This is a genomic window from Lysinibacillus telephonicus (assembly GCF_039654155.1).
Lineage (GTDB): Bacteria > Bacillota > Bacilli > Bacillales_A > Planococcaceae > Ureibacillus > Ureibacillus telephonicus.
On record NZ_CP155468.1, the window covers coordinates 2,648,505 to 2,660,234 of the forward strand.

General features: G+C 36.3%; 24 protein-coding genes. All 24 read right to left on the bottom strand.

From position 1 onward, the window contains the following. Position 1 precedes the first annotated feature (1 nt). The 24 genes from MKY04_RS12665 to MKY04_RS12780 all read right to left on the bottom strand — a co-directional run bounded on the left by MKY04_RS12665 (position 2) and on the right by MKY04_RS12780 (position 11,697). Positions 2-1,273: a PBSX family phage terminase large subunit gene (locus MKY04_RS12665; protein ID WP_346234512.1), complete on the bottom strand. Its 1,272-nt coding sequence runs from the start codon at positions 1,271-1,273 to the stop codon at positions 2-4. Continuing rightward, on the bottom strand, positions 1,266-2,105 hold the full coding sequence (gene terS / locus MKY04_RS12670) for a phage terminase small subunit (RefSeq protein ID WP_346234513.1): 840 nt from the start codon (positions 2,103-2,105) through the stop codon (positions 1,266-1,268). The genes MKY04_RS12665 and terS overlap by 8 nt, the downstream gene beginning before the upstream one ends. A gap of 67 nt (positions 2,106-2,172) precedes the next feature. Continuing rightward, positions 2,173-2,448 carry a hypothetical protein gene (locus MKY04_RS12675; protein WP_346234514.1) on the bottom strand — a complete coding sequence of 92 codons (276 nt, stop codon included), beginning with the start codon at positions 2,446-2,448 and terminating at the stop codon, positions 2,173-2,175. A 281-nt stretch (positions 2,449-2,729) separates the two neighbouring features. Beyond that, entirely contained in the window at positions 2,730-2,903 is a 174-nt protein-coding gene (locus MKY04_RS12680) for a DNA strand exchange inhibitor protein (protein ID WP_346234515.1), read from the bottom strand. A gap of 1,012 nt (positions 2,904-3,915) precedes the next feature. Then, the gene (locus tag MKY04_RS12685) at positions 3,916-4,071 is read right to left on the bottom strand and encodes a hypothetical protein (protein WP_346234516.1); all 156 of its coding nucleotides are present in this window, start codon (positions 4,069-4,071) and stop codon (positions 3,916-3,918) included. A gap of 37 nt (positions 4,072-4,108) precedes the next feature. Further along, positions 4,109-4,516: a hypothetical protein gene (locus MKY04_RS12690; RefSeq protein WP_346234517.1), complete on the bottom strand. Its 408-nt coding sequence runs from the start codon at positions 4,514-4,516 to the stop codon at positions 4,109-4,111. A 249-nt stretch (positions 4,517-4,765) separates the two neighbouring features. Next, on the bottom strand, positions 4,766-5,068 hold the full coding sequence (locus MKY04_RS12695) for a hypothetical protein (protein WP_346234518.1): 303 nt from the start codon (positions 5,066-5,068) through the stop codon (positions 4,766-4,768). A gap of 33 nt (positions 5,069-5,101) precedes the next feature. Next, positions 5,102-5,374 (bottom strand): hypothetical protein, encoded by a 273-nt coding sequence (locus MKY04_RS12700; RefSeq protein ID WP_346234519.1) that lies wholly within the window; start codon positions 5,372-5,374, stop codon positions 5,102-5,104. Between the two features lie 13 nt (positions 5,375-5,387). Continuing rightward, positions 5,388-5,810 (bottom strand): RusA family crossover junction endodeoxyribonuclease, encoded by a 423-nt coding sequence (locus MKY04_RS12705; protein ID WP_346234520.1) that lies wholly within the window; start codon positions 5,808-5,810, stop codon positions 5,388-5,390. Positions 5,811-5,899: 89 nt separating this feature from the next. After that, positions 5,900-6,160, bottom strand: coding sequence for a hypothetical protein (locus MKY04_RS12710; protein ID WP_346234521.1), 261 nt, complete (start codon positions 6,158-6,160; stop codon positions 5,900-5,902). Positions 6,161-6,190: 30 nt separating this feature from the next. Continuing rightward, the gene (locus MKY04_RS12715; RefSeq protein WP_346234522.1) at positions 6,191-6,511 is read right to left on the bottom strand and encodes a hypothetical protein; all 321 of its coding nucleotides are present in this window, start codon (positions 6,509-6,511) and stop codon (positions 6,191-6,193) included. A 78-nt stretch (positions 6,512-6,589) separates the two neighbouring features. Then, positions 6,590-6,739 carry a hypothetical protein gene (locus tag MKY04_RS12720; protein ID WP_346234523.1) on the bottom strand — a complete coding sequence of 50 codons (150 nt, stop codon included), beginning with the start codon at positions 6,737-6,739 and terminating at the stop codon, positions 6,590-6,592. A gap of 43 nt (positions 6,740-6,782) precedes the next feature. After that, on the bottom strand, positions 6,783-7,031 hold the full coding sequence (locus MKY04_RS12725; protein ID WP_346234524.1) for a hypothetical protein: 249 nt from the start codon (positions 7,029-7,031) through the stop codon (positions 6,783-6,785). Further along, positions 7,031-7,660: a dUTP diphosphatase gene (locus MKY04_RS12730; RefSeq protein ID WP_346234525.1), complete on the bottom strand. Its 630-nt coding sequence runs from the start codon at positions 7,658-7,660 to the stop codon at positions 7,031-7,033. Before MKY04_RS12730 ends, MKY04_RS12725 begins: the two co-directional genes overlap by 1 nt. A gap of 2 nt (positions 7,661-7,662) precedes the next feature. Continuing rightward, positions 7,663-8,064 carry a hypothetical protein gene (locus MKY04_RS12735; RefSeq protein ID WP_346234526.1) on the bottom strand — a complete coding sequence of 134 codons (402 nt, stop codon included), beginning with the start codon at positions 8,062-8,064 and terminating at the stop codon, positions 7,663-7,665. Positions 8,065-8,077: 13 nt separating this feature from the next. Next, positions 8,078-8,599: a single-stranded DNA-binding protein gene (ssb, locus tag MKY04_RS12740; RefSeq protein ID WP_346234527.1), complete on the bottom strand. Its 522-nt coding sequence runs from the start codon at positions 8,597-8,599 to the stop codon at positions 8,078-8,080. Beyond that, positions 8,596-8,991 carry a YopX family protein gene (locus MKY04_RS12745; protein ID WP_346234528.1) on the bottom strand — a complete coding sequence of 132 codons (396 nt, stop codon included), beginning with the start codon at positions 8,989-8,991 and terminating at the stop codon, positions 8,596-8,598. Before MKY04_RS12745 ends, ssb begins: the two co-directional genes overlap by 4 nt. After that, entirely contained in the window at positions 8,988-9,224 is a 237-nt protein-coding gene (locus MKY04_RS12750; protein WP_346234529.1) for a hypothetical protein, read from the bottom strand. The genes MKY04_RS12745 and MKY04_RS12750 overlap by 4 nt, the downstream gene beginning before the upstream one ends. Then, positions 9,221-9,451, bottom strand: coding sequence for an IDEAL domain-containing protein (locus MKY04_RS12755; protein WP_346234530.1), 231 nt, complete (start codon positions 9,449-9,451; stop codon positions 9,221-9,223). Before MKY04_RS12755 ends, MKY04_RS12750 begins: the two co-directional genes overlap by 4 nt. Position 9,452: 1 nt before the next feature. Further along, complete coding sequence (locus tag MKY04_RS12760; RefSeq protein WP_346234531.1) at positions 9,453-9,608, bottom strand: hypothetical protein; 156 nt, start codon at positions 9,606-9,608, stop codon at positions 9,453-9,455. Continuing rightward, complete coding sequence (locus tag MKY04_RS12765; RefSeq protein ID WP_346234532.1) at positions 9,589-9,783, bottom strand: hypothetical protein; 195 nt, start codon at positions 9,781-9,783, stop codon at positions 9,589-9,591. Before MKY04_RS12765 ends, MKY04_RS12760 begins: the two co-directional genes overlap by 20 nt. After that, a complete protein-coding gene (locus tag MKY04_RS12770) occupies positions 9,780-10,034 on the bottom strand; it encodes a hypothetical protein (RefSeq protein WP_346234533.1) in 255 nt (84 codons plus the stop codon). The genes MKY04_RS12765 and MKY04_RS12770 overlap by 4 nt, the downstream gene beginning before the upstream one ends. Before the next feature lie 3 nt (positions 10,035-10,037). Continuing rightward, entirely contained in the window at positions 10,038-10,934 is an 897-nt protein-coding gene (locus MKY04_RS12775; RefSeq protein WP_346234534.1) for a DnaA ATPase domain-containing protein, read from the bottom strand. Then, the gene (locus tag MKY04_RS12780; protein WP_346234535.1) at positions 10,819-11,697 is read right to left on the bottom strand and encodes a phage replisome organizer N-terminal domain-containing protein; all 879 of its coding nucleotides are present in this window, start codon (positions 11,695-11,697) and stop codon (positions 10,819-10,821) included. The genes MKY04_RS12775 and MKY04_RS12780 overlap by 116 nt, the downstream gene beginning before the upstream one ends. Positions 11,698-11,730 lie beyond the last annotated feature (33 nt).

An 11,730-nucleotide genomic window follows, 5' to 3' on the forward strand; every position in this document is an offset into this window, starting at 1 on the left:
CTCATTTCAATACAGATACACCATTACCTTTGAAAATAATCGTATTTACAAAGTATCGATCACCATCCATTTGATGGTCATTCTGTTTAATAGGTTTATCTTCACCACGATCTGCTGCTTTTTCATCCCACATGTAAGAACTAAATTCACGAAAAGTTTCTTTACAACAATCGTTATATTTAATCAATTCATTAATCAAAGCATTTGCAACGTTACGAATACCCTCAATCACATCATTTTTCGCTTTTTTAACCGTCATCCCATTTTTCTTCAAAACAGCTATAAAAGATGCAGCAGAAGGGTCAACAATAATTGCTATTACACGAACTTTCCCTATGAACTTAACTAATTCTTCATAATATTCTTGGTCAGTTTTTTGCTTATTTTCTTTACGGCCATCATAATGGTACTCTTTAACCTTGTACCAGACGCCATCATAAAAACCCCACAAACCAAACGTTGTCGGGTTTTGTGTTCCATAATCAACGGAAACATAATATTTGGAATAGGATCTATCAATTGTTTGAACAACATGCTTTGCTGCATCAAACATGTCGTAAATAATACCTTCAGCAAGTACCCATAAACCTAAAATGAAACGTTTATAGAACACGCCATGATACATGCGCTTGTATCGTTCTTTTACTTTTTCAGAAAGAGATAGGTTATCATCCATTGTGAAATGAAGATGTAACATGTTCTTTTCTTCTAGTTGATCTAAGTATTCAAGCTTAAACCAATGATACGGTCCAGCTGGGTTACAGTTGAACCAGAATTTAGCACCATCAACAGAACATCGAGCTGTTGCTTGATTAACAAAGGATTGAGGCATTAAGGCGACCTCATCGAAGAACATACCCGCAAGGGTAATCCCTTGAATTAAATCTTGTGAAGCTTCATCTTTACCGCCGAATATATAAAAATAGTTCACTTTGCCCTTACGAGTGACAGTGAACATGTTTTCAGAACGATATTCTTTTACTTTGTAACCACGTGATAGGAGCATTCGTTTAAGTGGTTTGAAAACGTTACGTCGGAATGAACCGATTGTTTTACCAGACATCCCTAAGTTTTCATCTTCAAATGTCTCCATCGCCCACATGACGAAAGATAAGGACATTACAACAGTTTTCCCAGCACGAACTGATCCGTCACAGATTAAACCATCTTTATCTTTATGTGGTGAACCATCTTGCCACCATTTAAGGACTTTGAGTTGTTTTTCGCTAAAGGGCTTAAATTTAAACAATGCTGGGCGTTTCTTTTTACTCATCCCAGTTCACTTCCGTTCCTTTTAGCGCCTCAATGAAGCCGTCATCTTCGTATTGTTCTCCTTCGTCTCCATTTTCCTTACGAATTGCAATATTCCGAAGTTCAATTTCTTTATTAGTTCGTTCGATATTCAATTGCATTTGTTCAAGCTTCAATCTTCGTTCATCATCTTCAGTAGTTAAATCTAGGAATTGTTTTACTAGACTTCTATGTTCGGCCATGGCTCTTGCTTGTGCTTTGATATATGATTCAAAACGTTCATGAGCATAAACAACTTTATAATCTGTTTTTTCAAGACCTTCAGCAGACATCTCTCCACTGACATCTTTTAAATGGTCAAATGGATCTTCTACCCACATAATTTTTTGTGCCCGAATTATTGCTGAGAAACTGATTTCAATTTGCAACCATATCTGGTCCACAATGTCGAACTCTTGTAAAGCCTCCATGATTTCGATTTGTTCCGGAAAGAAGAACTTACTTCTTAAACCATGAATCATCGCAGCTCTGTTCCGTTTGGTGAACTGATTTGGCGGATTAGGATTACCACTACGCTTTTTTACTCGTCCATCCTTCTTCGGAGGCTCATCATTAATGACTTCAACAGTGTTTTGGCTATCATCAATTTCTTTTGTAGTACTGCATTTTTTATTTGTAGTACTGCGTTCGCCATTTTGTAGTACTACATTCCACTTATCACGACTTTTCCAAGCTGAAATAGTCTTTTCTGGAACATCTAATATCTCAGCGATTTTTCGGTTAGTAATTGCACCATCATGCTCTTTATATATTTCAAACGCTTTATCACGATTAGGATCTCTTGCTCTAGCCATATCTCATAACACCACCTCCGTATTGACAAAATAAAAAGCCACGTCTCTTCAACGTGACTTTGAATTATTAGTTTTCTTTCCAACCATTATCTTCTAAATTGCTAATTGCTTTATTGAAGTCTTTTCCGTTATCAAATTTATCTATTTCAAGATTTATTACGATATATTGTTCCTCTATACTGATTTCTACAGATGATACTAATGACTCTGCTTCAAACAAGCCTTCATCTTTTAACATATCCCCTTTCCTCGGGATAAAAGGAACATTCTCACTATCATAATACTTCTCATAGCGATATAAAGAGCCACCAAACTCGATAAATTTTACTAAAATTAACTCCACTATTATCTCCCCTTTCTTTAATAAAGCTAATTTTAAATCAAAAGGAGAAAATTGTATTTAACACATTTTTGATATACCTTCAGCAGCAAGCACTATCATCTGAGCGAAGGGGTGACACTCGATAATGCTCACTGCTCAAAATAAATCAGTCTAGCATTGGTTTGATTTTGCCTCCACAATTGCAAGTGCTTTTATAAACTTTGTTTCCAGGTTTACTTTTATCTTTATCTATGTCCGCAGGACGTTTGCATTTCTCGCATTGTAATACATATCTCATTTCTTCACCTAATCCCATAACGTTCTTTAATTCCATTTATTCGGCTTTCAACTTTATTTAACAACACTTGTTCATCTTGCAAATCCTTTTGTGTAGCTCCCTCTCGTTTGAGGTAATGCTGCAAAGCATGTTTAATAATCTGTAAATGTTTATATCTAATTTTTAAATCGAACCACATACTTGCCATCCCCTTTTTATGTTTTCAAAATCGCACCAAACTCCGCCCTATTAGTTCGCTATTATTAGATGGCTGTTTGATGCAGTTTTCAAAGCATAATAAAAAGCCACATCGTAATTGATGTGACTTAAATAATTTGACTGCCATAAACCACTTTGACAGTCGTGTCCGCCCCAATCTCCCGAAGAGTCATTTCCATAGCAAAAGTACGGACGTTCCTAATCCTATATTCGGCTACCTTATACTCACCGCCGTAGTGAGTGAATGTTGTTTACGGTACAACGAACAAAACCTTTGTAGGCAATCTACTATAAGTAAATCGCAAGTCAAAACCACTTAAAAGTGTCAGTTGCTTATGACGAGATAAGCATAATGGTGAGACAGACAAGGATTTGCACCTTGTATGGTTAACATCTCATTCGGTTGCGCCTGTCGTCTTCTTACCATTTAGGTGCGACATATTTGCTCGGCGTTGATATAGCAAAGTTAACCTTACCGAATTGTCTAACGTACTGTTAATTCCGTTATAAGCGTCTACCTATTCCGCCACTGTCTCGTTATAATATAAAAGCAACCACCTTCCTCAAAGTGGTCGCTTTGCTCATAGAACAGATATTGTGTTGTAGTAAAAACCGATATATTTAGCAATTGCCTTTCCAATTGAAAATTTGTGAATATAATAATCAAAGAATAATATTGAATTTTTTATTTTTCGCTTTATAAATATTAAATAATAATTAAATATGTTTATATATATTATTTCATAAAAACCACCCCTCTCAGATACTGGGACGATCGTGTTGTCGCTTCTTCGATGTATAACTTTCGGCGCGTGTCGTCGGTCGTCTTGTCTTTCTCCTTTTTGAAGAAGATTTTGGTAAGACCGAAATATTAACCGCTCCGTCCTACCTCACAGTATACAGATAGTTTTTAAAAACACGAAATCCGTTAAATCTGTTAAAAGTGTTAAATTTGGTAAGTTTGTTAACTATTAATTTTTACAAACTGTGCATTAAAATTCCGATTTAATTTCAATATCCTCTATATCATCAATCTCTAAAATCTCCAATACTTCATCTAATTCAATATCACCATCATTGTATTTTCTAAGTGTTACAATCAATTCCACTGTGGCATTAGCCACAACTTTTGCTTTAACCCTTTCCATTATTCTAACTCCCTTGTTTCGCATTTTGTTCATTCGCTCACTTCAACATACTATCAACAACACTGTCCTTAATATTCTTAATCGTCACATGACTAAGCGCCATATGTTGACCAATCCAACGTAAAGATTTCCCTTCCAGTAACCAAAACAGTACTTCTGTTTCTCTTGGTTCCGTTACCTTTTCGATACGTTTTTGAACCTCTTGAATTTTATAAATATAGTCATTGATTTTTCTCAAATGGTTTGAACGTCTTGCCATCTCTGAGAATACGACATCACTCGTACCTCCACTCGCCTTTGGAAGAGTTGCTTCAATGCCATACTGTGCCGTTTTTGCCCCTTTAATCGGCAATTCTGATTGAAGTTCCTCAATCGTATTTATCATCCAACGATAGTCTTTAATCCATTGATCCAACAAATACTTATTTACCTGCCCTTTGCCCATTTACACGCCCTCCTATTATTTGTGGTATAATAGATTTGTATATGTCGAGGGCTGTGGCGAGAGCTGCAGTCTTTTTTCTTTTCAAAAACTATCAATGTGTTATAAAATGGTAAAAAAGAAAGAAGGTGACTATATGGGTTTTACTATGCTATTTTCCATCGCTTTAGGTTGTGCTATTGGTTTACGTATTTTAGAACGAATGATTAAGGCCTAAAAGGAACTAAGTGCCTGATAGTTGGCGATATCAGGCTACCACATCGCTTCAATTTTTCTTCCAGTAGCCTCTTTCCATTTACGATTGTAATTTTCCATACCTTCCAAAGCACCTTGTTGATATTTACTTTTATTCCCTTTTACATTGTCGATTTGATGACTGTATTCGTATGAAGCTAAATATTCAAACCGTTTTAATTGTTGCTCCAAAAGTTGTGCCTTCTCGGCTTGTTTTATAAGCCATTCGACTAATTCGCAGTCTTGGATATCTGTTGAATGTTCGTAGTTCCCTGCAACACTTTCTTTTAGTTCTTCTGCTCGTTCAAGATATTTTTCCAAAAAACCACCCTTTCTTAGGTAGCACTTAATCTGCTACGATACTTCTTTACTAGACCTCCCAAAAACCCCACCAGGTCTCGGCTTAATCTTCCCAGCCATTTCAAGGTCCATGATTACCAATGCAACATTTGCCGAACTAATTGAAAACCTTTTACCAATCTCACTAATAGACTTGCCGGCATTCCACATCTCGATAAAGACTTGAATTTGATCATAAGTAAAATCAAACTTTAAATTCTCATGCTTTTCACCAGTGAACAGAAGATATTTAGCGTGTTTCGGTTTGCCCCTACCTCTTACACTCACTTTTAACCCTCCTTTAAGATACCCATTCAACCGTCACCACAGCTTTAGGACTGTCTGAGTACCACTTCCTAGCAACAAGTTCAATAACTTGGCTATCGTCATGCCATAAAACCTTGCTTAAACCGTCTTTAATACCCTTTGCAAGATTATCGATATCTGGTTTAGTTGTTGGTCGTAATTTACCTTCATGAATAAGCTTCATTTTTGGTCCCGTTTGCTTATCTTTTGGAATTTTGCGATATACATCGATTGTTAATTTAATAGGTTCTGTAATTAGTGTTTCAGGTGCGTATTGTGAAGCAACTAATCTCACGAATGATTTATAGTCTCGACTCTCTTTTGGATCTATAGCTTTCACACCTTTGCACATGCGAGAAAACTTCGGCCGTTGCTGTGCTTGTACATCTCCTGGTATTTCAAATTGTATTTTGCCCATGTTGCCCTCCTTTCCCTTACACATAAGATATTACTAAGGTATCTATGTGCAAGGGTGTGAATTTTGTTATTCTTTTTGCGGAATGTTGTTTATTCTTGCCAACATAAAAGTTTTGGTTTTTCATACTTAAAGTCTTTTAACCATTCTGCAAAAGTCATTTCATCAAATGTACCTTGTTCATTTTCAAAACGGTATTCCGTCTCAAATGGTATTTCTTCTACTGTTATATCTTGTAATTCATGTTCTTTATAATCTGCACGTCTTAAATGTTCCGCTAAAGCTTCCTCTGCTGTTTCTGCTGCGATATACTCAACCCAATCTAGTCCTACTGAAAATACTTTAAAATTCATTTCACTTGCTCCTTTCTTTTTGCGAATTGTTCAGTATTCTGTACTGCAAAGCAAGTATGGTTTACCTTCCCATTCCACTGCTAATAATTCGTCTGCTGGAACTTTGAACACGCTAGATTCTTCATGTTCCATGTATTTTTCTTGAAGTTTTTCATAGCGCTTATACTCGGCTTCATCTTTGTTTACTCTTTCAATAGTTATTAATAGTTTGTTTGGCTCTGTAATCTCATAAGGTGAATCAATTGCATCTTCTTCTGATAATCCAGTTTCATTTTTATACCACTCAATCGCTTCGTCCATAGTTTCAGCAGCTACCCAATCATAATCATTTAATTTAAAAATTTTAGCCATTTTCATTCCTCCCTTTTATTTCACAATATTGTTCATTTGAATTGTTTTTTGCGTAATGTACAGCATGTTATGTTTTACTTAATCAACAACAACCTGTTTACATTTTGTACATCTGATAAAACCTTTGATATCCTGATTCCAATTAGCATCATTACCACATTTACAAGGGCTTTTTTTCAATGCATTAAGCCAAATTTCATCTAATCTTTCATGTAAACTCTTTGACAAGTTAATTCCTCCTTACTTCGCAATTTTGATTCAAATACACATATCAGATTGCAACATCTCCAACGCTATATACACCTTCGACATCAACTACAACAACATCACCCATCATAGAGATAATGAGATTGTGTCGCTCCTCTTCACAACGATAAATCAATTTGTTAATCTCATCTTCAAAAACTGTTTTCAGGTACTTATATTCGCGATTTTCGAACTGGATCTTTGATGTAACCTTTTCAAATCTATCAGCAATATCGTCTAATGATGTGAAACTTGGAACAGATTTCACTTTCATCAGTACCCTTCCTCCTGCCGCTGGTGATTCACTTTGTTTTTTTCGAAGTATGCAGCTTCGATTTGGTCCAAAGTGAATCCGAGCATTTCTCCCAATCCTACAAACATTCTCACTGTTTCAACATAATAGCCAAACGCTTCACTAGGCATTGTCATTTCATTTTCTAAAATTGAATCGGTCAAGTATCCGATAGAGTTAAAGAGATACAAGAACTGTGTTGAAATATTTCGATATTTTATAGATTGGAATTGTTTTGTTAATTCAAGTCGTACTGGCAAAGTATTTGTTTCTCCAAACTCTGTGAAAGTAAATTCTTCCAATCCAATCGACAAAATGAAGTGAAGACAGTCAACGTATTCTTCTAACACGTAATTTCGTGGGTGATCATCATTATTAGAACAGAAACCGTCACAATGAGGACATTCACAAATTTCTTCAAATGCTGTTCTTGGCTCCTGGTCCTTACTCCAAAACTTAAACCCTCTCCACTCATTTGCACATTCGCCGAGTTCAACCTGTAAAGCTAGTATTTTCTTTGCTAATCGACTTTCATTTTCTTGCACTGGGTGCTCGTTCATGATGTGTTCATCCAGCACTTGTTGTGCCTCGAATAATTTTTGTAGATTCATAATCAAACCCCTTTCTTCAATTCTTCGATAATTTCTATATCTGCTTTTTCAAAAGCTAAGGAACCTGACGGACTATAATTTCCAGATTCCCAATCTGCTAGAAACTCTTCGCGATCGTCGATGTATGAACCAAACATGTCATCTTGCTCTGCTTGATAAATGAAATCGCGAATCTTATCATCGATTGATTTATCACTTTCATCCCATGCAAAAACGCCGTAATTGTTTTCACCAACGAATCTTCGTTCATACACTATTACTTCAACACCATCTAAGTTCTGGTAAGCCTCAAGAAGTGCTTGTAATTTTTCGTCCGATGGCAGAAAATCCGTGTATTCTGCTTTAAGTTGTTCAATTGTTTTACCAGTTGTCGTGAATTTTGCTTTAAATAGTTTTTCAATCATTGTTTATCCTCCTTTAAAATGGTAAGTCATCCCCACTTACTTCAATTGGTCCTTTCGAGTTTGCAAACGGATCTTCACCATAATTTGTAGGTTGGCCAACATAGTTATGTTGAGTATTTTGACCGCCATATTGCCCTGTATTTGCGTTTTGATTACTAGATTGATAATTTGTATTACCTTGGTAGTTTGGAGCTGAATTTGAGCCATCTGACGTGCCACGTGGTTCTAAAAACTGTATTGAGTTTGCAACAACATCAGTCGTATACACACGTTTACCATCCTGCCCCTCAAAGCTACCAGTTTGTATTCGACCTTCAATCCCTATCAAACTACCTTTCCTCATGAAGTTCGCAAGATTCTCTGCTTGTTTTCTCCAGGCTAGGCATTGAATAAAGTCAGCTTCACGCTCTCCTTGTTCATTCGAAAATGCTCTGTTTACGGCAACTGTGAATCGGCACATTGCAACTCCAGAAGGGGTATACCGTAATTCTGGATCTTTTGTGAGTCTGCCGACTAATACGACACTGTTAATCATGCTGTTTCCTCCAATAGATGTTTGTGTTCATAGATGTTGCCTATAACTTCTAATGGATATTCATCTATTGTTTGAAAATCATATTCAAATAAGTTTTCTACATAAAATCCACCATCATCAAATATGACTTTGTAAATACCTTCATCTGTTGCGTGTCTGACGATATCGCCTTCATAAATCTCAACTCCATTTGTATCTAATAAACCCGTAAACTCTCCCATAGACTCAATATCACAAGTTATCGGGAATGTTTTAGTAAATAAAACTGCATCTTGTCTCGACTGATTTATGCTTCTAAGAAAATCATCTGTATAATCTGTTTCATGCCACCCATACCCATATACCCATTCGTTTGTTTCTAGGCTAAAACCTCTAAATTTAGGTTCTCTCACGCAATATCCCTCCTATCCCAAATATCAATCACTTGATATCCTTGAGCTAATAATGCTTTAAATTCTGGATGCCCCATTGGTACAGTTGCAATAACATTACATCCGTCCTCATAACCGACCATCGTCGCGAATCTCTTAAACTTGTAAAAATCTTTGTGAGCATTAAATTTATTAGTTGTCGGTGCTTTCTTACGTTGACTAGGGATATCGATTGGAATGCCGTTTTTCGTCATTTGCATTGAGCCACCAGCTTTCGGAATGTGACTTCGTCTCTTTCATCAAGTGCTTTATCGATTGCCATTTGAAGTTGTGTTTCTTCGATTTCATTTACTAGTTTTATTGTTTCAGAGGAAAGGATAACGCCATCTTCATTCACTAGGCGCCCTTCTCGAAATAATTCTTCTTTTGCTTCTTTGAATAAGCTTTGTAAGAACATTTTCATTAAGTCATCAGAGAACATCTCAAGCCCCCTCCTTTAACCTAGCGATTGTTAGTGCACGCTTTAATTCTTGATCAGATAAATCTTGCACCGGTACACCATTAACCTCTGTAATTTTTAGTTGTTTAAGCTGCTCGATATAAAACATCCGTTTAAAACTATGCTGAAAGTTTTTCATCCTCTTCACCCTTTGCAAGAAAATAATTGCAAGCTTCTTCTAGGGTGCTAAAGTTCTTATGTTGCTGTAGCTTGTACATCCAGTTTGTATATGCCTCTTTGTACTGCTCGTCACCGAACTTGTGGTGGTTGAAGGCGTTTAACACTAGCATGTTGATGATAAAATTTTCGTTCATGAGCCACTCTCCAACCCTAGAGCTTGACGGGCTTTTGCACCATAATCCATCGTTATATGACTACAAACATTATCTTCCTGTGGAAAATACGTTTTTGTATCTGCATAAAACTCAAGCGCTTCACGTAATTGAGCATTTTCTTTTTCTAACTGTTGCTTATCAAACTCGCATTCTCTTAATTTACGTTTAGTAAAGGCCATTTTCCGATTCAAACTAGCAAGTGTGGTCTTCTGGTTGTAATGTCCCATCACTATTCACCCTCCTACAACTTTCCGTAATCGATGATTTAAACTGATATCCTTTTCGATGGTTTTTGTGTAATCACTAGCCATTTCAATCATTCGAGATGCAGCAGCTTCATCGAATGAAACAAGTAATTCTAAAGGTGATAATTCAGTACTTATTAACATCGGTTTAGCATTTAAATAACGGTAGTTTGTAACCTCTGCTACAATATCTCCCTGCCACTTATGAACTTTCACTTCATTGCCAATTGGTTTAAATAGATCATCTATGAATAAAACATCAACATGGCACATCTTATTGACGATTTCATCTTTCTTTTCAAAGTTGTTTGAAGCAATTTCTCTCATACCGTCTTGATAAGGGAAATAAGCGACTGGTACAACTTTTTCTCTCATTAGGCCGTTTGTAATAGCCATTAAGAGATGTGTTTTACCGCAACCAGGTTGTCCACTGAACATAATGCTGTTTTGTTCAGTATTTTTAATTTCATCAAATGCTCTATAATAATCGATTGCCATTTGTCTCATTTCAGCAATTACTTTGGGTTTACCATCAATAATGAAATTCTTAAATCCTCTGTTTTTAAATTTGTCAGTAATAGAGCTTGCATTAACGATTCGTTGAATACGTCGCATTTCTACACATTCACATTCAATCCATTCATCAGTATCATGCTTCAATTTAACTTCTTCAAAACGGTTTTCAACACGTACTAATGTTGTTTCACCAGCTCTCTTTCTTTCGATATAGCCACCTTCATCCTTACATTTAGGACAGAAGTATTCTGATTCATCGGCTGGAGAAATTTCTAAGTTTTTCTCTGATGTCATTTGGGATCGTGCTTCCATTGACTGCATGATTTTCTCGAATTCCTTGTTTGTTGTTACTGCTTTGAGACTTTGCACCTTTTTTCACCATCCATTCATCGTAGGTTCTAATTTTGTCTTCAATTCGCCAGGTATCTAATATCCCTAGCACATAAGCGAATGACTTCCCTTTTTTAGACCCCTCTTTTATAGCTTCTAAGATTAAACTAGGTTCATAGAATTCAAGAGCTTCTACCATTTTGGACAAATCTTGAGGCTTTGGTTCCCGAATCATTTTTCGGAACATATCTTGAATTACTAAAAGATTCATATCAATGACTGGAGACTGACCAGACGACTGACCGACATTTTTTTCTTTGTCTATGTCTGTCTCTTTCTCTATATCTATATCTATCTCTTTCTCTGTCTCTATCTCTGTGTTACCGTTTGTTACTAGTGCGTTACCATCTGTTACTTGGGTGTTACATTGTAACGCTTTAGCTTTTTCCCGATGCTTTCTAACCCTTGCAGCACTTGAGCTTTCACTACCGATTGACTTCATTGTCTCAGGTAATAAATACTTATCTTTCTCAACTTCTTCAAGTAGGCCATTGGCAATTAAGAACATGATTGTGATTTTGACATTCTCAGGATCTTCATCAATCTCAAGAGCTATTTCTTCATAAAAATCATCTTCTACACCTTCGTAATACAAGATGCCCTCATCTTTTAGACTAAGTAACTGCATTTTTAAATAAATAATTGTGTAGGTATCTCCACCGGCAATTTTGCGTAATTTCTTTATGCGTTTATCCCTGAAGAAATCTTCCTTCAACTTCAACCAGTAGTATTTTTTGCCCATTATCTGCCCTCCTAAAGCAAGGGGAATGCTCCC

Bases quoted from the DNA above. Each gene is read 5' to 3' on its own strand.
- MKY04_RS12665 (WP_346234512.1), bottom strand. From the start codon at position 1,273: ATGAGTAAAAAGAAACGCCCAGCATTGTTTAAATTTAAGCCCTTTAGC.
- terS (WP_346234513.1), bottom strand. From the start codon at position 2,105: ATGGCTAGAGCAAGAGATCCTAATCGTGATAAAGCGTTTGAAATATAT.
- MKY04_RS12680 (WP_346234515.1), bottom strand. From the start codon at position 2,903: ATGTGGTTCGATTTAAAAATTAGATATAAACATTTACAGATTATTAAA.
- MKY04_RS12685 (WP_346234516.1), bottom strand. From the start codon at position 4,071: ATGGAAAGGGTTAAAGCAAAAGTTGTGGCTAATGCCACAGTGGAATTG.
- MKY04_RS12690 (WP_346234517.1), bottom strand. From the start codon at position 4,516: ATGGGCAAAGGGCAGGTAAATAAGTATTTGTTGGATCAATGGATTAAA.
- MKY04_RS12705 (WP_346234520.1), bottom strand. From the start codon at position 5,810: ATGGGCAAAATACAATTTGAAATACCAGGAGATGTACAAGCACAGCAA.
- MKY04_RS12710 (WP_346234521.1), bottom strand. From the start codon at position 6,160: ATGAATTTTAAAGTATTTTCAGTAGGACTAGATTGGGTTGAGTATATC.
- MKY04_RS12715 (WP_346234522.1), bottom strand. From the start codon at position 6,511: ATGGCTAAAATTTTTAAATTAAATGATTATGATTGGGTAGCTGCTGAA.
- MKY04_RS12725 (WP_346234524.1), bottom strand. From the start codon at position 7,031: ATGAAAGTGAAATCTGTTCCAAGTTTCACATCATTAGACGATATTGCT.
- MKY04_RS12730 (WP_346234525.1), bottom strand. From the start codon at position 7,660: ATGAATCTACAAAAATTATTCGAGGCACAACAAGTGCTGGATGAACAC.
- MKY04_RS12735 (WP_346234526.1), bottom strand. From the start codon at position 8,064: ATGATTGAAAAACTATTTAAAGCAAAATTCACGACAACTGGTAAAACA.
- ssb (WP_346234527.1), bottom strand. From the start codon at position 8,599: ATGATTAACAGTGTCGTATTAGTCGGCAGACTCACAAAAGATCCAGAA.
- MKY04_RS12750 (WP_346234529.1), bottom strand. From the start codon at position 9,224: ATGACGAAAAACGGCATTCCAATCGATATCCCTAGTCAACGTAAGAAA.
- MKY04_RS12755 (WP_346234530.1), bottom strand. From the start codon at position 9,451: ATGTTCTCTGATGACTTAATGAAAATGTTCTTACAAAGCTTATTCAAA.
- MKY04_RS12760 (WP_346234531.1), bottom strand. From the start codon at position 9,608: ATGAAAAACTTTCAGCATAGTTTTAAACGGATGTTTTATATCGAGCAG.
- MKY04_RS12765 (WP_346234532.1), bottom strand. From the start codon at position 9,783: ATGAACGAAAATTTTATCATCAACATGCTAGTGTTAAACGCCTTCAAC.
- MKY04_RS12780 (WP_346234535.1), bottom strand. From the start codon at position 11,697: ATGGGCAAAAAATACTACTGGTTGAAGTTGAAGGAAGATTTCTTCAGG.